Raw genomic sequence first — 21802 nt, 5'->3', positions numbered from 1 at the left:
GTGGGGACACATGTATGTCAATCCTGGTCTAACAGAGCCTTTCTTAATGCTGGGCGTGCGCATTCCGAATTTCATGATGATCTCCCAAGGCTAGCGTTTATCGCTTTCATTACGATACCCCTTCGTGCGGACTATCGCCGAGGTGCAGCTGCTTCGGCAGGTCGAGACGCCATCAACCGTCAGATGGCGGCGTTTTCGTCGATGCTTGCGAGCAGCCCTTTGCATCCCGCGAGGACGTCCCGATACGTGGCGTCGAAGTCCCCGGTGTACCAGGGGTCGGCCACATCGCGGCTGCTGCCTGCGAAGCTCATGAGCTTTCGGCATTTGCCCTGAGGGTCGCCCCCGAGGAGCCGCAAAAGATTGCGCTCGTTGTTCGAGTCCATGTATACGATGAGGTCCCAGCTTTCATACTCTTCGCGCATGATCTGCCGTGCCCGGTGCTCGAGCACGGGCACGTTGACCTCGCGCAGCTTGCGCACGGTTCCGCGGTGGGGCGGGTTGCCGATTTCCTCGCGCGAAGTTGCTGCCGAGTCGATGACGAATTCACCGTCGCGCCCGGCTCGTGTAACCAGGTCGGCAAATACAAACTGCGCCATGGTCGAACGGCAGATGTTGCCGTGACAGACGAACAGGATTCTATGTATCGTCCCAAACCCTTTCATATATGAGCAAAAGTGCAGATAACAGCATATATCCTACTTCGACTTCCGATACTCCGTAAAACGCTTCCTCTCATATACGAACCGGTTTTTTCATCCCGATGCGGTGTAGGAAATGGTGTAAAACCGAGCTCCGTACACCACGCATGTTTAGACGGATAGCCGGTTCATCTCCTCGCGAGCCTCCTCGAAGCCAAGATGCGTGTACGTGTTGAGCGTCACCCCGATTTCGCTGTGGCCCATCACGTACTGGAGCACCTTGGGATTCATCCCGGCGCGAGCCTGATTGCTGCAGAACGTATGACGGCAGACATGAGGTGTCACCTTGGGGATCTCCTCCTTGTAGATCGAGTTGAACTTGGCGACGATGCGCTGGAAGTAGTGCTCCCAATGCAAGGCGACCAAGGGCATACCGTTCTTGTCCAAGTACAGAAAGCCGCTCAGGCCATCGATTTCGGGTTCGTTTTCCGGTGCGGGTCTCTGTGCAATGACCTTGCGAAAGCACTCGGCAACCTCATCGGACATCGGGACGAACCGGATGCCCTTCTCGGTCTTCGGCGCCTGGATCACGTAGCGCATGTCGCTTGTTCTCTGTAGCTGCCGCTCGACCCGAATGCGTCGCGCCCCGAAGTCGATATCGGCAATTGTCAGGCCGCAGAACTCGGATATCCTCAACCCGGTTTTGAACAGGATGAAGATGCCCTCGTAATAACGCGAGTAGTGACGGTCGGCCTTGACGAACTCAAGGAACCTGCGCTCTTGTTTCCGTGTCAGCGCTTCCCGTGTCACCGAATCGTTCACCACGACCGTGGCCAGCTCGAAGTCGAAGGGGTTCTTTCGAATCCAGTCGTTTTCGACGGCCATCCGAAAGGCGGGACGAAGGACGCCCCGAATCGAATGGATGCTGCTGTAGCCGCGACCATCCACGGTTTGAAGACGCGCGAGCCACGCCTTGGCCTCCGCAAACGTCACCTTGTCGATGCGACGAGACCCAAAAGGGTCTTTACGCAGGACGTTGAGCACCGTTTTGTAGCCGGCGCGGGTGCTGCTCCGCACCCCGGCTCGCAGAGACGTATACGCTTCCGCAAGGCTGAGAACCGTAAGATTGTTTCCATTGGGAACGACCTGGTTGAGCATATCGAATTCGATCTGCTTCTCTTGGGCTCGAAGCGATGTGCCCCGCTTCTTGCCCTTGGGAGCGAAGTCCTTATCGGTAAGCGTCCAGCTGTAGACAGCGCGTCGTTTGCCGCTGAAGTCGGTGTATCTGTACATGTACCTGCCGTCAGTGCGCTGGCTCTCTCCGGGCCTCAAGATGTGATTCTTGCTGTCTCTTCTTTCGGCCATGTGAGCCCCCTTTCTCTATGAAGGGAGCCTCGCAAACGATGGGCCCATTCTACCGTAGCGAGGCGGTTGAAATGCCAGCTTCCTAACCCAGCAGCGATTCGTAGAGCTGTTCGCTGCTGCGGTTTGAGGATTGAGCGCCGCGCCCGAAGCTGGAAAACGGGTTCGGGCGCTCGGAACCCTTGACGGGCCAATAGCTACCCAGTTTCACGTCAAAGCGCGATTCGCAAATCTCCTTCTGCTGCATCTCGACCACGAGGCCCAGACGGCGCTCAAGCTGCCCGAAGCCGTCGATCCGTCATAGCTGCGCAGGGGGCGCGCGCCGCCGACCTGCTCGCTGTAAAACTGCAGGGGATCGTAGGGGCTGGTGACGATGATGAGCTCGACTGCAAGCGCCTTATCGAAATAGCGAGCGGGAGCCATGACCTCATGTTCCAGCGCATGCGGATCTGTGATGCGAAGGAGGTCAGCGTACCCGATGGACTTCGGTCGCAGCTCATCGAGGATGACGGTGTGCTGCCCCGCATATCCCTGGAAGATGTCGCGCGTGGAGCCGGACACGAAGTAGCCTGTGCCCCGTTCTTCCGCGTACTTCTTTGCAAGCGACGTCTTCCCTGCGCCGGGTGGACCGAAGATCCAGATGGTGGTGATTTCCCTGCCCTCTTCGAGCATCCGCTTTCGCCATTCCGCCGCCTGCACCTGAAGTCTGCGGGCGTATACATCATCGATCTGCTTCCGCGCGCGGGCGAATTCCGAACCCGAGAGCTGCGAGACAAGCGCCTCCCTGTCGATGGAGCCGTCGAGAAGCGCGTCGAGGAGCACCTTGATGTTCGAATGGCTGGTGGAGCGGATGACGTCGGCCTCGATGCCCTCCATCTCCTTGACGTAGTCGAAGTTCGCGCGAACGGCATCGAGTGGATATTGAAATTTTCCCCGTGCGCCAGCGGTCCGGTGGCAGAGATAGGAGAAGCCGTTCTTTTCCGCGGCCCTCCCCGTCCAGATTTCGACGCTTTGCGGCTTATCGCCCAAGAGCTTCGCGACGTTTGAGGGGGAGCGCGGGTTGCTGAACGACATCATCACATGGACGTGGTCTGCTACAGACGAGCCGTTGTCCTTCATGTCATGGTCGTGGATGATGCCCGCATATCGTTTTGGGCCGAGCCTGCTCTCGATGGCCTCGTAGAGGGAATCGACGTCGCTGAAGGGTAGATGCGAGAGCTGCTGCGTATACATGAGGGTGCGGCTCTTCGGTGCTGAGGCGCGCTTTGGCATTGTTCCGGCACTCCTTTCATAATCGAGGGCTTTGCGGGGTGGTTTTGGCACCCCTTATCGGGTGCCGTGGGCCATAACAAGCCCGGATCTGGTTCGGGTAACGGCAAACCCGGTCAGGGCACCGGCTCGGGCGGCAAGGCTCCCGAAAAGGGCGGCGAGGCGCTCGTTCAGACGGGCGATGTGCAGCTCGAGGTGGCCGTGGCGTGCGCGGCGTTCGGCCTGGCGGCCATGGCCCCGGCGCTCCGCCGCAAGCGTGGCTAACCACTCGCCCATATGAAACGAAGCGACCCGCGATTCACATTCGCGGGCCGCTTTTTTCTTTGCAGATCGCCTCTGGTGGCGTTTTTTGCCAGTTTTGCACGACGCGACTTCGCTGGCCGACAGTTCTGCGCTCATTTTGTTTGTGCCCGCGTTGCCCCGATTGATAAAACCGCAGGAAACATCCAAGCGCGGCTCCTTTTGAAAGCGCAAGAGTTCGGCCATCGAGCTTTCGAGCGGTCTCCCATCGCGCAAAACTGACAAAAATGGCCAGCCGGGCCCGTCGAGCGAATTATTTCTTGATGACGACCTCGCGGTTGTCGCTAGTCACGAGCTCCTTGACGGCGATCGTTGCGCCGAGGTACTGCTCGACCATTGCGGCGAGTTCGTCGGTGGCCGTGCGGCAGTCTTCGATGCGTTCCGGGTCGACGCACTCAACGATCAGGAACGCATTGCGGGTGTTGTCCGTCAGAGCCGTGCGCACGCCGTCGCGCCAGTTCCAGCAACGGCACACCGCGCCGGCGTCGTCCACGTAGCACAGCTCGCCGGGCAGCGTGGGGTCGTCTTCCGCGTGTTCGCCCAGCGGCGTGAACGCGTCGCCGCCCTCGGTGATGGTGAGGCGCAGGTCGCCTCGGAACGTGTCGATGTCCTCGCCTCCGAGCGGCAGGGCGTGTCGGAGCGACACGGTGTTGTAGATGTCGACGGACGGCGAGATGGAGCCCACGGGATTACCCTTGAGCACGCGTTTGAGCAGGTTCTCAATGGAGCAACGGGCGCCGCGTTTGGTCTTGAACTGCCGATAGGCCTCGCGCCACACGCGCACCGCCGCGTTCTCGGAGAGCGCGTTGCTCACGAGGTGCTTTTCGGCCTGCAGGTTGGCGCGGTCGAGCAGATGGGCGATCTCGGCAACGGCCTCGGGGTCGACTTCCTCGGGCGACTTCATGTTCTGTGCAACAACGATACCAAACGACGCACCGGGAAAGAGCTCCCAAAACGAATCCTCGGTAACAAAACGCTTCATAGACAACTCCAAACTCTCAGCTCAATGAATTAAGTGAGTAAAGTATACAGAAAAGCTTGTCTTGGAGTCGGCTCCATGGTTTAAGGTGAAACATAGTTCAAATAAAGGCACACATGTCCGCCGCACTCGGGCGGCAGGGTCTCGATCGGTGGTGCAAGGCGAGAGGAGCTGATCATGGTGAAACAAACGGCGGGACGCGATCAACTGGGAAGCTTTGCGCCCAAGTTCGCGCAGCTCAACGATGACGTCCTCTTTGGCGAGGTGTGGTCGCGCGAGGACAAGCTCAGCCTCAAACTACGTTCGATCATCACGGTTACCACGCTGGTGGCAAAGGGCCTGGTCGATAACTCGTTTGAGTTCCATCTTGCTTCGGCGAAGGCCAACGGCGTGACGCGCTCCGAGATGGCCGAGATTCTCACCCATGTGGCGTTCTATGCCGGCTGGCCCAACGCATGGGCGGCGTTCCGCATGGCGGTGAAGGTGTACGGCGCCGAGGCGCCCGAGGGCGAGGTCGACTTCGCCCCCATGTTCGGCGTGGGCACGTTCAACAGCGCATATGCCCAGTACTTCACGGGCAACTCCTACCTCAACCCGCTGACCAACCCCGCAACGCAGGGCATTGGTATGTCGAACGTCACCTTTGAGCCGGGTTGCCGCAACAACTGGCACATCCACCATGCCGAGCAGGGCGGCGGCCAGATGCTCATCTGCACCGACGGTCGCGGCTGGTACCAGGAATGGGGCAAGGACCCGCAGGAGCTCACGCCGGGTACCGTGGTCTACATCCCCGCGGGCGTGAAGCACTGGCACGGCGCCGCTGCTAACAGCTGGTTTGCACACATCGCGTTCGAAGTTCCGGGCGAGGGTTGCTCGAACGAGTGGCTCGAGCCGGTGACCGATGAGGTGTACCCGCAGGAGTAGACCGAGCGGAGAAACATTGCGGGCGGGGTCAAACGTGAACGGGGACCGTATATCCGATACGGTCCCCGTTCTGCGCTTTACATATAGTCACGAACGAGTATAATTAATGTGCTTTTTGTGATGACAAGCAAGTCTGTTTCGCCCGTATGTTCCTTCATGGTCTGAGCGACAGATATTGAGCGTTCTAACCGAAAAGGGTGCCAGTCGATGCGCAATGTGGACAGAAAAGAGAGGAAGTTCCTTCTCGATGCCGCGTCCGCTTTGCAGCTAGAAAGCCAGCTGGGGGCCGTCCTCAAACACGATGAGCATAACCGTCCGGGCGGATACATGGTTCGCTCCCTGTAGTTTGATACCCCGCACGAGAATGATTACGTTGAAAAACTGTTCGGCCTTGCGGTGCGCCGCAAGGTGCGTTTGCGCACGTATTCGCCGGACGCGTCTTTTGCGTTGCTCGAGCTTAAGCAAAAGCAGGGCGACGTGCAGCGCAAACGCTCGCTTTTTGTCACCCGTGACGAAGCCCGCAGCTTGATAAACGGTTCCTATGACTTTTTGGCCACGCGTCCCGAGCCATTTGCGGCGGAGATGCACGCGCTGATGTCCATCAATGGGTACCGCCCCAAGGCGATTGTCGAATACGACCGCACGGCGTTTACCGCGCAGGAAAACTCAACGCGCATCACTTTGGACCGCAATATCCGCGCTACCGAGACGTATTTTGACATCTTTGACGAAAACCTTTGCCTGACCTCGGTTTTCGACCCGTTCAATGTGGTTCTTGAGGTGAAGTACAACGGCTTCCTCCTCAGCTATATCCGCTCCATCGTCAATAGAGCGGACAAAAGCGAACTGTCGGTAAGTAAGTACTGTCTTGCGCGCAGCGCAACCATGGCGTATCAGTTCTAAGAAAGGCAACTGGCATGAAAGAGCAGATCTACCAGCTATTTGAAACGTCGAGCATGTCGCTCACACCCGAGGACGTCGCCCTTCGCATCGGCGTTTCCATCGTGCTGGGCCTCATCATCTCGCTGTCCTACTGGCTTTCGCATTCGGGCACGATTTACTCGCAGAAGTTCAATATCAACCTCGTGACGCTCACGGTGCTCATGGCAACGGTCATGACGGTCATCGGCAACAACATCGCGCTGTCCCTCGGTATGGTCGGTGCATTGTCCATCGTCCGTTTCCGTACGGCCATCAAGGACGCCCGTGACACCACGTACATCTTCTGGACGATTATCTGCGGTATCTGCTGCGGCGTTGGTCAGTTCATGGTTGCAGGCATTGGCAGTGTGGCCGTGTTCGCGGTCCTTCTGGTCCTTGGCCGCGTGCGCAACGACGTCCGCACCCTGCTTGTCATCCGCGGCGCCCGTTCGCAGGAGCGCGCCATCGAGGGCATCGTTTTTGATTACTTCAAGGGCAAGGCCATGCAGCGCGTGAAGAACACCACCGAGGAATCCGTCGAGCTCATGTATGAGATGACGCGCGGCATGCTGAACAAGGGCGAGCGCGCCGCCGAGAAGCCGGTTACCGAGGCCCTGTACGCTTTGGGTGGAATCGAGTATGTCAACATTGTTGCCCAGTCGGACGAGATCGGCAGCTAGGTAACCTGCCATGAAGTACCGTGCCATCGCAGTTGTCACCGCGGTTTTTACCCTGCTGTTCTGTGCGGGTGTGACTTTGGTCTCCTCCGACCAGGTCCAGAAATACGAACGCTACCAGCAACATGAATCCATGCAGTAGCTTGCCGATTTGCCCGAGGCGGATCGGGAGGCTGCTTCGTCGCTGAACATCGATCCCAATACGTTTGCGTCGCACCTGCCCGTCATCAGCATCGATACGCGCGGACAGGAGATCCCGGGGCGGTACCTAACTGATGAAAACGACGGAATGTCGCACGATGAAAACGGCGTACTGCTTACTTCTTTGGCGGCTGATGGTCGTGAGACGATTCCCGTATCTTTTGAGTTGTTCGCATCCGACGAGGACGACCCCGCCGCCGTTCGTCTTTCCGATGACCCCCAAGTGGATGCTCAAGCGGAAATGCGTATACGCGGCCATAGTTCTCGCTATTTTAGTAAACCGAGCTATCAGTTAAAATTTACTCAAGAGGACCGCGTTACATCCGAGGATCACGACCTGCTGGGGATGGGCGATGGCTCGAGCTGGGCATTGCACGGTCCATTCTTAGATAAAACGCTTCTGCGCAACTATGTTGCCATGAGCGTGTTTGGTGAAATCATGCCCTATACGCCGGAAGTGCGTCTTATTGAGCTATTCGTAAATGACACATACCAAGGCGTGTACGTGCTCATGGAGACTGTTCGCCGTGGTGATGATCGCGTTGACATTAAGAAAAGCGACCCCAATTCGATTACGACGAGTTTCATTGTGAAGCGCGATTGGCTTTCGCGCGATAGCGGAACGTTCCGGGATTTCTTAAATGAGATTCGTGAGACTTCGCAACCGTTGGATATCGTCTATCCGTCCGAGGATAATCTGACAGAGGCACAGCGCAATTGGATTGAAAGGGAGTTCTTCCAATTTGAGAAATCGCTGTATTCATACGATTACGATACAAGCGACTACGGTTATTGGAATTACATTGACATTGATTCATTCGTGGACTATTTCCTTATCAACGAGTTGACGCTTAACGCGGATTCTGGCGAGCTTTCGACTTATTTTTATCGCGATTTAGGCGGAAAGCTCGCAGTGGGTCCACTGTGGGACTACAACAACGCATTCAACAATTACATGGCTGATGATTATTCCAATTACAACGGTTTCATAATGATGAGATCACCCCTGTTTTTCATGTTGCTGAAAGACGAGCGGTTTGTGGAGCGAACTATCGATCGCTATAAAGAATTGCGCAAAGGTGCTCTGTCGGACGAAACTCTCATTTCCACCATTGATTCTGCGGCGGCTTATTTGGAGCCCGCTCGGAATCGAAATTACTTGGTGTGGGGATATTCGTTTGACCCGGAACTGGTGACGGCAAATGAAAAACTGTCACCCGATGAGCGTAATCCGAAAAACTACGATGAGGCCCTTGCCCAGCTGAAAGAGACTTTGTTGGAAAGAACGGCGTGGCTCGATGTCAATATCGAGCACCTGCGTCAGTATTGCCACGAGTCTGCAGTGAAGAGATACAACCATTAGCACGTGCGCAATGGGCGTGCAGGACGAGTAAACGAGTGAGGTAGGGTATGAAGCGCTATATCATCGCAAGCGCATGCGTGCTGGCTGTGTGCATGGGCGTTCTATACGCCTATCTATTCCATGGCTTTTACCCGTTCGATGTATTCGCCTCTGCCGAGGTTGAATATGTGCCCGCCAAACAGGAGGGCGATAAGATTTATCTGAACAAAGATGGCAAGTTCGAGGAATTCGAGATTAAAGGCGTCGACTTGGGATCGGGCGTTCCGGGACATTTTGCCTCCGACTATGCCATCGACAAGGAAACCTATCTGCGTTGGTTTAAGCAAATCCAGGCGATGGGCGCCAACACCATCCGCGTATACACATTGCTTGGCACGTCGTTCTACGAGGCGTTTTACGAGTACAACCAAGGTAGGGAGAACCCACTGTATTTGATTCACAGTGTGTGGATTGACGATTACAGCCAGAATTCCCATATGGATGCGTTTGATCAAGATTACATTGGCGCTTTCCGTAACGAGGCGCTGACAGTCGTCGATGTTGTTCATGGTAGGCGCTTTGTCAATCTCGGTCGCGGCACGGGAACGGGATTCTACACCAAAGATATTTCGCAATGGGTGATTGGCTACATCCTTGGTGTTGAATGGGAAGATACGACCGTGGTATACACGGATGAGATGGATGCGGATAAAGCCGGGTATGAGGGGGAGTACCTCTGCACGTCGCCCGATGCCTCACCCTTTGAATCCATGCTCGCGGAGATTGGCGATGACGTGCTACGGCACGAAACCCTTCGATACGGTGAACAGCGTTTGATATCGTTTGCCAACTGGCCCGCGACTGATCCGTTCTGGTATCCCGATGACGTTATTGACCTCTTCAGCAAGATTGCACGAGTCGATGTGGAACATATCGTCTCCACCGACAAGGTCCAGTCGGGACAGTTTGCCTCATACCACATCTATCCGTACTATCCCGACTACTTGAAGTACGTTCCCGAGCTTGCGCAGACGCAGGATTCAAGCGGTCAGGTCAATACCTATTACGCCTACCTCAAGACCCTTGCCGAGCATCATTCAATGCCGGTGATTGTTGCGGAGTTTGGTACTCCTGCTTCACGCGGCAAGGCCCAAGAGGATAGCAATACGGGTCGCAATCAGGGAAATATGGACGAGACCGGGCAGGGCCTTGCAATCGTGCGTTGCTGGCAGGACATCAAAGATGCCGGCTGTTCCGGTGGAATAATCTTTTCCTGGCAGGACGAGTGGTTCAAGCATACGTGGAGCACCATGGCGAACGTCGATTTGCTCAAGGCTCCTTATTGGTCTGACGCGCAAACGAGCGAGCAGTTTTTTGGGCTGTTGAGCTTTGATCCGGGTACGGAGAGAAGTGTTTCTTACGTCGACGGTGATGATGAAGAATGGAAAGCCGGCGACGTGGTATCGAACAAGGACGGCCTCGAGCTCTCGATGAAGTACGACGAAAAATACGTATACCTCAAAATCGCCGGCGAGAACGTCGATGAGCAGACGCCGCTCTACGTGCCTATCGATACGACTCCTAAGAGCGGCTCAACTACTTGTGAGGATCCGAGCCTTTCGTTCAGTGACGCAGCGGACTTCCTGCTCACTATCAATGGACGCGAGAATAGCCGTGTGCTGGTGCAAGAGCGCTATGAAGTGTATCGTCCCATGGCTTCCGGTCTGGCTACCGGTAAAGACGCATTTTCGAATCCGCCCGCGAAGGATTCTTCGAGATTCCTTCCCATTAAGTTGCAATTGCGATACAAGTTTTCCGAGGACACATTGATCACGGATGCGCTTGACTACGAAACCGGCAAGCTGGCGTACGGCGACGCGAATCCCGACCACGAGGACTATTACTCGCTTGCGGACTTCTGCTTTGGCGACGGGTTTGTGGAAGTGCGCCTGCCATGGCAGCTGCTGAACTTCAGCAACCCCTCCGAGATGCAGATTCACGACGACTATTATGAGCATTACGGCGTTGAGAACATGAAGATCGACTCCATGCGCATCGGCGCGGGCCTTGGCAACAGCACCATCGACATGAGTGAGGTGCCGCTTGAGGGCTGGGGAACCAAGGTGACCTATCATGAGCGCCTGAAGAAAAGCTACTACCTCGTCCAGGAAATGTGGGCCAACGGGCGCAGCACGCAGGCCATTTTGGACGAGGCCGGAAAGTAGGGCCGCATGAACGTCGAATGGATCATATTCTTTTATATGGCGGTGTCCATTGCCATGGCCCTGTTCGATTTGGGCTTCGCTGCATTTCAACATGCGCGCGAGACCGTTTTTGTTCGCCGCAACGAACGCATGGCGCAAATGCTATATGAGGAAATAAGGCGCAATGCCGGTTTCCCTACACCCGAGCACAAGAGCGAGCTTGAGCGCCAGCTAAAGACCCTTTCCGGCTTGGAGGCGTTCGACCAGAGCATGGACCATCTGGAGCACCTGGGCAAGGCGGAACGCGATAGGTATCTGCTCGGTATCTCCGAGGTCTTTGACAACCTTGCTCCCCTGTATATGAATCGCAAAGAGCTCAACCAGGCGTATTTTTGCTATATCGTCAAGAATTGGTATCGTCCGGAGGAGCCGTCCCCGGTGATCGATCGCATGCTCATGCTCTTCTTACAGGGCGATACGGTGTATCTGCGCCAAAATGCCTTCGAGGCCATCGCCGGGCAGGGCAACGTGGATACCATGGCCCAGGCCATTGTGGCGATCGACGCCTCTGAGAGGTTTCATCATCCCCGCTTGTTCACTGAGACGCTCATGTCCTTCCCCGGGGATAAGCGTGCGCTGGCGGAGCGCCTGTCGGGCCTGATTGACGGGTTGACGCCCTCTATGCAGGTGGCGGCCACAAACTTTTTGCGCATGCAGCACATGGGCGACCCCCAGTGGTTCCTGGACAAGATGGTCGACGAGAGCGCGAGCCAGGAGGTTCGCATTGCATGCGTGCGCTACTTTATGAGCAACCCCTACGAGCCCGCTCGTGAACCGCTCATGCGCCTTGCCGCCTCCACGCGCGGGGGCGAGTGGGAGTTCGCATCGGTTGCCAACACGGCGCTCGCCTCGTATCCGGGGGAGGATACGATTGCGCTGCTCAAGAACTCGTTGAGCAGCCCCGTTTGGTATGTCCGCTTCAATGCGGCAAAGAGCCTGTACGATTTGGGTGCACAGCCGGAGCGGGACCTCAAGGATATTCTCGATGGGTCCGACCGCTTTGCACGGGAGATGCTTGCGTACCGATGGAGCTTGGAGGGCGTCCCGCTTTCCAACACTGAGGCTGGAGAGGAGATGATCGCATCATGCTAACGGCATCGGCAGCTACGGTTTCGTTGATTCAGGGCTTCCTCTATGGTGTGGGCGTCTTCTTCGTGCTGTACCTCATCGGTTATTCGACGTTCCTGTTCCTCTCGGTAACGGTGGGATCGTCGTTCCTGTATCGGCGCAAGCGCGAGACCCACTACAAGAACCAGATCATGACGGACTGCTACGTGCCCGTCTCGGTCATCGTTCCCGCATACAACGAGAGCGTCACCGTTGTCAGCTCGATTTCCTCACTGCTCAAGCTGGAGTATTCCTTGTACGAGGTCATCGTGGTGGACGATGGATCAACCGACGATACGGCCCAGCAGATCATCGACACCTTCCACCTGCATGAGGTCGATCAACCCGTCCGTATGCAGATCAAGTGCAAGCCCGCAAAGAGCATTTGGACCGGCAGGCACGGGTCGGTTCCCATCACGCTGGTGCGTAAGGACAACGGCGGAAAAGCCGACGCTCTGAACATGGGTATCAACGTGTCGAAGTACCCGTACTTCGTGGGTATCGACGCCGACTCCGTCCTCCAGTACGACTCTCTGCAGGAGATCGTGGCGCCGTTGATTGAGAACGACAATGTTGTGGCCGTGGGCGGCTTGGTGCGTTTGGCCAACGGCGTCGAGCTCAAAGACGGCCGCATGACGAGCTACTCGCTTCCCAAGAAGACCATCGCCGCCATGCAGGTGTTCGAGTACGACCGCTCGTTCCTTTCGGCGCGCATTCTGTTCGACCAGTTCAACGGCAACCTGATTATCTCCGGCGCGTTCGGCATGTTCCGCAAGGACATGGTCGTGGCCGTTGGCGGCTACGACCCCGACACCGTGGGCGAGGACATGGAGCTGGTGACGAAGCTCCATGTGTTCTGTAAGACGAACGGCATCGATTACCTCATCAAGTACGCGCCCAACGCCGTTTGCTGGAGCCAGGCTCCGGAGACCTTGCGCGACTTGATCAAGCAGCGCAAGCGCTGGCACCGCGGCCTGTTCGAATGCATGACCAAGCACTGGATCATCTTCGGCAAGCTGCGCTACGGTCTGGTGGGGTCGCTCTCGTATACGTACTTCCTTATTTACGAGCTGTTCTCGCCCGCCATTGAGTTGTTCGGCATCTTTACCATGGTGTTGGCCGCGATGTTCAACTTCGTGAACATCCCCTATATGTTGATGTTCTTTGGCATTTACGCCGTGTACGGGTCGATTATGTCCCTCACCGCGTTCTTCTCGCGCGTACAGACGCGCGACTTGAGCCTTTCCCGCCGAGATGTGGTGCGCGCGTTGGTGCTCTCCCTGTTTGAGATCGTCGTGCTGCGTTTTATCATGGCCGTGACGCGAATGGTCGCCCTGATTGGCATTCGAAAGAACAAGAATCGGTGGGACAAGCTGGAGCGAACGGAGTTGCATTCTCAATAATGAACATGTGACGCGCCCGTTTGACAGCTCTCTTATAGAGATGTTTGGCAAGATGGCCCTACATCGTTATATTTGACCATGTTTTAACTGGTTACCGCACGAGGAGGCGATCCCATGTCACACGATTTGGAGCGTTGCGAACAGGACCGCTCGACACAGACTCAGCCCGAGCATTGGGCGGGTTATTCGGAGCTCGAGGTACATGACCTCCTGAGTTCCCTCGTGCATGAGAAGGCTGCGATTTTCGCATATCACGCAGATTCCGATTGCTTCCGCATGCTCAAGGGCGAGCTCCGTGCGGACGCACCGGGAGTCTCGTTTGCGCAGCTTACCTCATTTGAGCTGGTGGACAGGCTTTGTTCCGGCTATATTGCGCGCATGGGTTGGAAGCGGGTATCGGAGTTTCTATCTCAAGAGCACATCGCCTTGTGCATGGAGCATGGCGTCAGACAGTCGATTTCGGTTCCCCTTGATGCGGACGGCTGCGACCGGGATTGGATGAAGCTAACGCTGTTCCCCTCGTCGCTCTCACAACAGAAAGCCTTTCTTATGGTTGAGCTCATGGACCGCAGGGAGCGTCTGTATCCCATTTTTGAGTTCTTCATCAGGAACACGAGCGCTTGCGCGTATGTCATAGAGCTTGAGACGGGCTGGTTTTTCCAGCTCATGGGGGACGAAAAAACATACGGGGGCCTTTCCCAAGAAGGTGGCGACTACTGGCAGGAGACCCTGCGTTACATCGAGCGATGTGTGCCCGAGGCGGAACGGCAGGTAGCTCTGCGCCGCATGAATCTGGAGCACATCCTTCATAAGTTGCAGGAAAACCCCGAGTACTCGTTTGTCATGAACGAGCTTGGGGAGGATGGCGAGACCCGTGCGATGCAGGTCACGTATCGCGCACTCGACATGGAGCGTGGGTTCGTATTGCTTCGACGCAAGGACGTTACCGATGCCCGCCTCAAGGAGCAGATGTTGGAGCAGGCCCAGCACGAGTCGGTGACTGATCCGCTCACGCAGGTCAACAACCGTCGCGGCAGTGAAAGTAAGATTCAAGAGGCGCTCTTGAACCCCGAGGGTTCGAGGGAATCCGCGTTGGTTCTGCTTGACTTGGACAGCTTCAAGGATGTCAATGACCGCTTTGGGCATCCTGAGGGCGACCGCGTCTTGCAGGAGGCAGCACGCAGGCTGCAGGGGTGCCTCCGTTCCGAGGACTTCGTTGGGCGCCTTGGTGGCGATGAGTTCATCGTTTTCTTGCAAAATATCGCCGGTCTGGACAATTTGCATGTTGTGCTGGAGCGCGTGATTCGCGCGCTGCGGATTGACTGCGGGAATGAAAGCGAGCGCGCCGTTGTTACCGCGTCGGTGGGTGTGGCTTTGTGCGGGGACAAAACGTACGAGGAACTGTACCGCGAGGCGGATCGGGCGCTCTACCAGGCAAAGACGACAAAGGACGGGTATTCGATTTACGGCGAGATTGCCTAGGTTGCCGTTGAGCTGAGGAAAGAGGCGAAACACGAACATGTCGAAGCAGAAGGTGCTCATCGTCGATGACTCTGAAATGAACCGCGCGTTGCTCACTGACATCTTGGAGGGGAGCTATGACGTGGCGGAGGCGGAGGACGGCGCCCAGGCCATTGAGGTTTTGTCTCAAAACGACGAGGACTTTTGGCTCGTTTTGCTGGACATCATCATGCCGGGTATCGACGGCTTCGGCGTGCTGGAAAGCATTCGCGAGCATCAATGGAGCAACCGCGTTGTCGTGATGATGATCTCCTCGGATGGCTCCCCGGAGAACATCAACCGTGCGTACAGCCTCGGCGCATTCGATTACATCAGTCGCCCATTCGACGCCATGATCGTGCATCGACGCGTTGAGAACACGCTCATGTTGTTCGCACGCCAAGACGACCTTGAGCGCCGTGTTAAGGAGCAGGTCGTTGAGCAGCAGAAGAACAACGACCTCATGATCTCGATCCTGTCTCATATCGTTGAGTTCCGCAACGGCGAAAGTGGGCCGCATATCCAGCATGTCAAGGGGATTACCGAGTTGCTGCTTCAACATCTGCTTGCCATGACGGATCAGTACCAGTTGACGGAAGACGACATCCAACTAATTGTCACGGCGTCCGCTCTGCACGACATCGGCAAGGTCGCCATCCCCGAGGAGATTCTCAACAAACCGGGCCGGCTGACCGACGAAGAGTTCGCCATCATGAAGTCGCATTCCGCGATCGGCTCCCAGATGCTGCTCGACCTTCCGGAGGAGCAGCTCGCCTCGCCGTTGATTAGTGTGGCAAACGCCATCTGCCGCTGGCATCACGAGCGCTACGACGGCCGCGGGTATCCGGACGGGCTGGTCGGGGAGGAGATTCCGATTTGCGCCCAGGTGGTTTCCCTGGCCGATGTGTACGATGCCCTCACCAGCGAGCGCAGCTACAAGAAGGCGTTCTCGCACGAAAAAGCACTTTCGATGATTATCGAGGGGCAGTGCGGGACGTTCAATCCGCTGCTTTTGCAATGCCTCACTGAGGCTTCCGACGAACTTGCCGCAATGAAAGGAATTGGTTGATCATGGATTTGAAGACGTGCTACGAAGAGCTGGGCGGAGACTACGAGAACGTGCTCGGCAGGTTGAGTCGTGAGCAGCTCGTCGAGAAGTTCATGCTCAAGTTTTTAAACGACAAAAGCTACAGCCAGCTTGTGGAGACCATGGAAGCCCACGATGTCGAAGAGGCCTTCCGAGCTGCCCATACGCTGAAGGGCGTGTGCCAGAACCTGTCGTTCTCCAAGTTGAACGGCAGCAGTGTGCAGGTGACCGAGGCGCTCCGCGCAGGCGACTACGATGCGGCCGTGCAGTTGATGCCGCAGCTCACCGATGATTACCAGACTGTCGTGCGTGCCATCGAATCGTACAAAGCGTCTAAGGAGGTCTAAGCACCGTGGCTGAGAATCGAAAGAAAACCCGCACCGAGAAGTTTTTGATCCGCAGCTTTGTGAGCCTGATCCTGTTCAGCGTCTGCGCGTTCGGCGTGCTGGGCTTTTACATGAACTTCCGCAGCCGTGAGGCGTTCCATCAAATCGGCGAAGTGTACATGTCGGGCGTGAACAAGCAGATGTCGCAGCGCTTCGAGAGCATCATCCAGCTGCGTTTCGACCAAGTCCAGGGCTTGGTATCGGTGGTGTCGTACGAGGGGCTCGACGAGGAGGAGCTTCACGAGGAGCTCGCGTACCGAGCTAAGGTGCGCGGTTTCGATTACGTAGCGCTCTGCTCGAATACGGGCGAGTTCGAGACGATTATTGGCGACGCGGTGCAGCCGGTCAAGCCCGGCCCGTTCGTGGAGGCGGTGCTTTCCGGCGAGCAGCGTGTGGCCATCGGCGTCGACGCGGAGGGGCGTAGCGTCGTTTTGTTTGGCGTGAAGGCGGAGTACCCCATGCACGACGGGGGAATGAGTTCTGGACTGATCACAGCGGTCCCGTTGAGTTACATTTCGGATCTCCTCGCCTTGAACGACGAGAACCAGCCCATGAATTACTGCATCGTGCGCGATGACAGCAGTGTTGTGATTGCGGGAGCGGCCGTTCCGGTTGAGAGCGGCGACGAGAGCCTCATGGATTCCCTCTCTGCCTTGCACGAGAGCGCCTCCACCGGCTACTCTGCCGAGGACTTTTCGAGTGCGCTCGAGGAGGGAAGGTCGTACGACGCTACGGTCATATTCGGCGGGGAAGAGCAAGAGCTTTTCAGCACGCCCCTGCCTCATTCCGAGTGGAATCTTATCGCGTTCATGCCGTATAACCAGCTGAATTCCATCATGGAGCAGCTGGACAGCCACCGTACTAACTTCACGATTCTGGCGTGCGTCTCGGTCCTGCTCGTCATGCTGTGGATTTTTGTCCAGTATTACCGCATGAGCAACAACCGCCTCAAGGAGCTCGAGGTGGCGCGTCAGGAGGCCTTCGAGGCGAGTAAGGCCAAGAGCGAGTTCCTTGCGAACATGAGTCACGACATCCGCACGCCCATGAACGCGATCGTGGGCATGACCGCGATCGCGCGTGCTCACATTGACGACATCGAGCAGGTAAAGGGCTGCCTCAAAAAGATCGCGCTTTCGAGTAAGCAGCTCCTGGGTTTGATCAACGACATCCTGGACATGTCCAAGATCGAGAGCGGAAAGCTCACGCTCTCCTACGAGCGCATTTCGCTGAGGGACCTGTTCGATGGCATCGTCAGCGTCATGCAGCCGCAGATCAATTCGAAGAAGCAGAGCTTCGACGTGCACATCGAGAATGTCGAGACGGAAAACGTGTGGTGCGACGGCGTGCGCCTGACCCAGGTACTGCTCAACCTGCTTTCCAATGCAACGAAATACACGCTTGAGGGTGGATCGATTCGCGTCAGCCTGAGCGAGGAGCCGTCTCCCAAGGGCGATGGTTACATTCGCAGCCACATTGTTGTCAAGGACAACGGCATCGGCATGACGCCGGAGTTCCTCGAGAGGATTTACGAGTCGTATAGCCGTGCGGACGGTGAGCGCGTGCACAAGATCGAGGGCGCGGGTCTGGGCATGGCGATTACGAAGTACATCGTTGACGCCATGGAAGGTTCCATTGAGATTGAGAGCGCCCTGGGCGTGGGCTCGGAGTTCCGCCTGACCTTCGATTTCGAGAAAGCCAATGAAAGCGAGGCAAGCATGGTGCTGCCGAGCTGGAACATGTTGGTTGTCGATGACGATGAGTTCGTGTGCAAGGCCACGTCCGATGCGCTGCGCTCGATTGGCGTGAACGCCGACTGGACGCTGGACGGGGAAGAGGCGATTCGCCTCGCGGTGGCCCGTCACCAGCGCGGCGATGGCTACGAGGTTATCTTGCTCGACTGGAAGCTCCCCGGAATCGACGGCATCCAGGTGGCGCGCCGTCTGCGCGACGCGCTCGGCACCGGGTTCCCCATCCTGCTGATTTCCGCGTACGACTGGAGTGAGTTCGAGAACGAGGCGCGCGAGGCAGGTATCAGCGGATTCATTCCAAAACCGCTGTTCAAGTCCACGCTGTACCACGCGTTGAGCCAGTACTGCGACGAGGAGTCCGAGGGAGAGGCCAGCGAGGAGCAGGAGTTAAACCTGGCCGGTCGTCGACTCCTGCTTGCCGAGGACAACGAGCTCAACTGGGAGATTGCGGCTGAGCTGTTGTCCGATTTGGGAATGGAGCTTGAGTGGGCGGAGGACGGCCAGATCTGCCTGGGCATGTTCGAAAAGTCCGAGGCGGGCTACTACGATGCCATCCTGATGGACCTGCGCATGCCGCATATGAACGGCTACGAGGCAACGGAGGCCATCCGCGGGTTGGAGCGTCCGGACGCGCGGAGCATCCCGATCATCGCTATGAGCGCCGATGCGTTTGTCGAGGACCGTCAGCGTTGCCTGGATTGCGGCATGAACGCCCACGTGGCAAAGCCGATTGACGTCGAGAAAGTTGCCAAGATTCTCGAGAGGTTTACGAGCTAGGCCGAACCGGTTGTCAGATTGCGCTGTTGCCGGTTTAGCGCGTGAAGGGGCGCCTCGGATGGTCCGGGACGCCCCTTCACGCATCGAAAACGACGAACGGAGTCTACTTGTCCTGTTCGTGCTCGGCGATGCGCTTGTCGTAGTTGGCGATCTTGTAACCAAGGCGATCGAGTCCCGCTTTGATCTTGTCGAGGCGCTTCTGTGCCTCTTCACGTTGCTCGATGAGAATTGCCTTGCGTGCTTCGAGGGTCGACTCGCCCTGATCAAACAGCTGCATGTACTCGATGAGCGCCTCGATGGAGACGTTGGCTCCGCGCATGCTTCCCGAGGGCATGAGCGTGGGCCTGCTGTTCGCCATGGCCTCTCAGGCGGTGGGCGAGGCCGCCAATGCCTACTTGGGCATGGCGTTTGCCCTGGCCATCGGCATCGGCCTACAGAATTTCCCCGAGGGCGCGGCGATTTCGCTCCCGCTGATGCGCGAGGGCCTGAGCCGCCGCAAGGCGTTTTTGCTCGGTAGCCTCTCGGGCATCGTCGAGCCGATTTTCGGCGTGGCGGTCGTGTTGGTGAGCGGGCAGATCGCGCCGTTCATGCCCTGGCTGCTGTCGTTTGCCGCGGGTTCCATGATCTACGTGGTGGTTGAGGAGCTCATCCCCGAGGCGCATCTGGGAACGCATTCCAATGTGGGAACGCTGGGGGTTATTGCGAGATTCGTGATCATGATGGTGCTCGATGTGGCGCTCGGGTGATAAGGTCGAATACACGACGCGCCTGCGGAAGGAGCCGCCCCATGATCAAGATGTTTGCCAGCGACCTTGACGGAACGCTGTTCAACCTGCTGCATCAGACGGACGACGTGATCCGCAGGGCGGTGCAGGCGGCGCTTGACCAGGGGGTTCGTGTGGTGCCCGCAACAGGTCGCATCGCGCCTCCGTCTGGCGAGGACGGCTTTGGGGGCCTCGCCGTCGATGCGGTGTGCGCCAACGGCTCCATCATCCGCGGGGTTGAAGGAGAGCTGCTCAAAACCTACCCGGTGGATCCGGTGTTCGTAGAGGACATTATCAGGACCTTTCCCCAAATCTGCTTTGATTGCAACACGCCTGAGGGCATCCTTTCAACGGGAACGCACGAGCAGCACCAAGCAGGCTTCAAGCGCGACAGTCTGTTCAGGCAGATTCTCATGCGCGGCATGCACGCGAGCGGCAAGATGACCACGATGCACCTTTATGAGCAACCCCTTTCCGTCATTCAAGAGCACGAGGTCTGCAAGATCAACGCGCGCATCGCCGACCCGGATCTCGAGCGCGAGCTCAAGGCGTATATCGCCGACCACTCCGACACGGTGGTGAATGCTCCGTTCAACCCGGTGATATTCGAACTGACCGACAAGGGCTGCAACAAAGGAGAGAGCGTGGCGTGGCTGGGGCGCTATTACGGCATCGAGGAGGACGAGATCGCCGTGTATGGAGACGGTGGCAACGACATCGTGATGCTGGAGCGCTTCCGTCATTCGTACGCCGTGGCAAATGCCGCCGACGCCGCGAAGGCCGCCGCGAGTGAGACCATCGGCTATAGCGCGTTGCATGCCGTGCCCAAGCACATGATGCGGACGCTGCGCAAGCAGAGCGGTCGCGTGATCATCTCCTAGTAGAGAAGCAGAAAAACGATTTCCGACAGACCGAACCGCGCGCCATTTGCCATGCCGTTTTCATGTTGATACACACATCGTGTAATAATACACAGTGTGAGTAATAGCAACATGAAAGGGGCGTTATGTCTCGATCTGCAAACGCCCGCGCACTCGAGGCGCAAGCGGGCACTCCGATTAGCGGGGACAATCGGGAACAAGCGGGTGTGGCCATGTGCAGCAAGCCCGAGGCCCCGTTCGGCAAACGCGATCGGCGCAGTTTGCGTTCCCAGCGTGCGTTGCAGCGTGCGCTCGCGCAGGAGCTCGTCGCGGGTGGGGACATTGGCCACCTGAGCGTGGCCACGCTCACCGAGCGCGCGGGCCTCACGCGCCGTACGTTCTATTCCCATTACAAGGACATCCCCGACTTCATCAATCAGGTCGAAAACGGTCTGCTCTGCGAGATCGGCGCGCGTGTCCGCAGCTTCAGCGAACTTACCCTACCCGACCTCTATACGAGCATCGATGAGCTCGAGCCTGCTCCCGGCGCTGTTGAACTGCTGCAATACCTGGCGGACAACCGCGAGCTTATCGGCTCGCTCTTGGGGCCCGGCGGAGACCCGGCGTTTATTGAAAAAATCGTCGACCTTGTGCGCAACGAGGTATCGCAGCGCATGCAAACGGGTATCTTCCCGGCCGTACTGAAATCGTTCTTCGATTATTACCTCACCTCGGTGGTGGCCTCCGAGGTGGGGGTGGTGCAGCGCTGGTTCGCCACGGGCCTGCGCGAGTCGCCCAAGACGATGGCGTGCATCATGACGGTCATCGCGTTCGTCCGCCCGGGCGACCTGTACGGCATGCCCATTGAGATCAACGTGCCGAAGTACGGTATGAAGCTGTTCGAGTTGAACGTGGACAACTTCGACCTCGGTGCGGCGCGTGACTTTGAAACCCTGAACGCGATGAACGACGCTTCCAAACAGACGGAAGAGGAGTAGCAATGGCAGAGAATATCAAGGATGCAACAGGTGCGGCTCCGGTGCCCGAGGGCGCGATTTGGAACCCGGGCAACGCGACGGGCCAACTCCACCTGGGTATCGACGTGGGTTCCACCACGGTCAAACTCGCGGTGCTGAACGACGCCAACGAGATCGTGTACGCCAAGTATCAGCGCCATCACACCGACGTGCGCGCCTGCGCGCGCGACCTGTTCACCGGTGTCGTGAACCTGATGCCCACCGAGCAGATGACTTGCGCCATTACCGGTTCGGGTGGTCTGCTGCTCTCCCAATG

20 protein-coding genes and 2 pseudogenes are annotated in these 21802 nt (G+C 57.4%); 17 read left to right on the top strand and 5 right to left on the bottom strand.

Annotated features, from left to right (window positions below):
* Positions 1-179: 179 nt before the first annotated feature.
* The 3 genes from DXB98_RS09430 to DXB98_RS09420 all read right to left on the bottom strand — a co-directional run bounded on the left by DXB98_RS09430 (position 180) and on the right by DXB98_RS09420 (position 3272).
* Positions 180-644 (bottom strand): low molecular weight protein-tyrosine-phosphatase, encoded by a 465-nt coding sequence (locus DXB98_RS09430; protein ID WP_117743930.1) that lies wholly within the window; start codon positions 642-644, stop codon positions 180-182.
* Between the two features lie 165 nt (positions 645-809).
* Positions 810-2003 carry a site-specific integrase gene (locus DXB98_RS09425; RefSeq protein WP_117743929.1) on the bottom strand — a complete coding sequence of 398 codons (1194 nt, stop codon included), beginning with the start codon at positions 2001-2003 and terminating at the stop codon, positions 810-812.
* 204 nt (positions 2004-2207) lie between these two features.
* On the bottom strand, positions 2208-3272 hold the full coding sequence (locus tag DXB98_RS09420) for a Rep family protein (RefSeq protein WP_117743928.1): 1065 nt from the start codon (positions 3270-3272) through the stop codon (positions 2208-2210).
* A 66-nt stretch (positions 3273-3338) separates the two neighbouring features.
* Between DXB98_RS09420 and DXB98_RS09415 the strand changes: the two genes are divergently transcribed.
* Entirely contained in the window at positions 3339-3533 is a 195-nt protein-coding gene (locus tag DXB98_RS09415) for a hypothetical protein (protein ID WP_117743927.1), read from the top strand.
* 289 nt (positions 3534-3822) lie between these two features.
* Here DXB98_RS09415 and DXB98_RS09410 read toward each other — a convergent pair whose 3' ends face one another.
* Positions 3823-4551 carry a B3/4 domain-containing protein gene (locus DXB98_RS09410; protein ID WP_117743926.1) on the bottom strand — a complete coding sequence of 243 codons (729 nt, stop codon included), beginning with the start codon at positions 4549-4551 and terminating at the stop codon, positions 3823-3825.
* 174 nt (positions 4552-4725) lie between these two features.
* Here DXB98_RS09410 and DXB98_RS09405 point away from each other — a divergent pair, with 174 nt between their 5' ends.
* The 12 genes and pseudogenes from DXB98_RS09405 (at position 4726) to DXB98_RS09355 (ending at position 18885) form a co-directional block, all read left to right on the top strand.
* Positions 4726-5472 carry a carboxymuconolactone decarboxylase family protein gene (locus DXB98_RS09405; protein ID WP_117743925.1) on the top strand — a complete coding sequence of 249 codons (747 nt, stop codon included), beginning with the start codon at positions 4726-4728 and terminating at the stop codon, positions 5470-5472.
* 357 nt (positions 5473-5829) lie between these two features.
* Positions 5830-6375 (top strand): annotated as a pseudogene (locus DXB98_RS09400) (polyphosphate polymerase domain-containing protein); the annotation flags it as partial.
* Between the two features lie 14 nt (positions 6376-6389).
* Positions 6390-7073, top strand: a complete 684-nt coding sequence (locus DXB98_RS09395; RefSeq protein ID WP_117743924.1) for a DUF4956 domain-containing protein — start codon at positions 6390-6392, stop codon at positions 7071-7073.
* A gap of 10 nt (positions 7074-7083) precedes the next feature.
* On the top strand, positions 7084-7212 hold the full coding sequence (locus DXB98_RS10535) for a hypothetical protein (protein WP_255413335.1): 129 nt from the start codon (positions 7084-7086) through the stop codon (positions 7210-7212).
* Between the two features lie 9 nt (positions 7213-7221).
* A complete protein-coding gene (locus DXB98_RS09390; RefSeq protein ID WP_117743923.1) occupies positions 7222-8634 on the top strand; it encodes a CotH kinase family protein in 1413 nt (470 codons plus the stop codon).
* A gap of 47 nt (positions 8635-8681) precedes the next feature.
* Positions 8682-10838 carry a hypothetical protein gene (locus DXB98_RS09385; protein WP_117743922.1) on the top strand — a complete coding sequence of 719 codons (2157 nt, stop codon included), beginning with the start codon at positions 8682-8684 and terminating at the stop codon, positions 10836-10838.
* Between the two features lie 6 nt (positions 10839-10844).
* Positions 10845-11969, top strand: a complete 1125-nt coding sequence (locus DXB98_RS09380) for a HEAT repeat domain-containing protein (protein ID WP_117743921.1) — start codon at positions 10845-10847, stop codon at positions 11967-11969.
* Complete coding sequence (locus DXB98_RS09375) at positions 11963-13387, top strand: glycosyltransferase (RefSeq protein ID WP_117743920.1); 1425 nt, start codon at positions 11963-11965, stop codon at positions 13385-13387. Before DXB98_RS09380 ends, DXB98_RS09375 begins: the two co-directional genes overlap by 7 nt.
* A 114-nt stretch (positions 13388-13501) precedes the next feature.
* On the top strand, positions 13502-14869 hold the full coding sequence (locus DXB98_RS09370; protein WP_117743919.1) for a diguanylate cyclase: 1368 nt from the start codon (positions 13502-13504) through the stop codon (positions 14867-14869).
* Between the two features lie 37 nt (positions 14870-14906).
* Positions 14907-15956, top strand: coding sequence for an HD domain-containing phosphohydrolase (locus DXB98_RS09365; protein ID WP_117743918.1), 1050 nt, complete (start codon positions 14907-14909; stop codon positions 15954-15956).
* 2 nt (positions 15957-15958) lie between these two features.
* On the top strand, positions 15959-16321 hold the full coding sequence (locus tag DXB98_RS09360) for an Hpt domain-containing protein (protein ID WP_117743917.1): 363 nt from the start codon (positions 15959-15961) through the stop codon (positions 16319-16321).
* Positions 16322-16326: 5 nt separating this feature from the next.
* On the top strand, positions 16327-18885 hold the full coding sequence (locus DXB98_RS09355; protein WP_117743916.1) for a hybrid sensor histidine kinase/response regulator: 2559 nt from the start codon (positions 16327-16329) through the stop codon (positions 18883-18885).
* A 103-nt stretch (positions 18886-18988) separates the two neighbouring features.
* On the opposite strand, the gene DXB98_RS09350 is transcribed toward DXB98_RS09355, so the two are convergent.
* The gene (locus DXB98_RS09350; protein WP_199407170.1) at positions 18989-19204 is read right to left on the bottom strand and encodes a hypothetical protein; all 216 of its coding nucleotides are present in this window, start codon (positions 19202-19204) and stop codon (positions 18989-18991) included.
* A gap of 1 nt (position 19205) precedes the next feature.
* Here DXB98_RS09350 and DXB98_RS09345 point away from each other — a divergent pair.
* From DXB98_RS09345 to DXB98_RS09330, 4 genes and pseudogenes are all read left to right on the top strand, one after another.
* Positions 19206-19631, top strand: a pseudogene (locus DXB98_RS09345) (ZIP family metal transporter); the annotation flags it as partial.
* Positions 19632-19672: 41 nt separating this feature from the next.
* Positions 19673-20530, top strand: coding sequence for an HAD-IIB family hydrolase (locus DXB98_RS09340; protein WP_117743915.1), 858 nt, complete (start codon positions 19673-19675; stop codon positions 20528-20530).
* 125 nt (positions 20531-20655) lie between these two features.
* Positions 20656-21507, top strand: coding sequence for a TetR/AcrR family transcriptional regulator (locus tag DXB98_RS09335; protein WP_233505150.1), 852 nt, complete (start codon positions 20656-20658; stop codon positions 21505-21507).
* A 2-nt stretch (positions 21508-21509) separates the two neighbouring features.
* The coding region (locus DXB98_RS09330) for a hypothetical protein (protein WP_147330323.1) at positions 21510-21802 on the top strand (293 nt) is incomplete at its 3' end.

It is taken from the genome of Collinsella sp. OM07-12, assembly GCF_003438275.1.
GTDB lineage: Bacteria > Actinomycetota > Coriobacteriia > Coriobacteriales > Coriobacteriaceae > Collinsella.
Note: the sequence above shows the minus strand (reverse complement) of the source record. Positions and strands in the feature narration are given on the sequence as shown.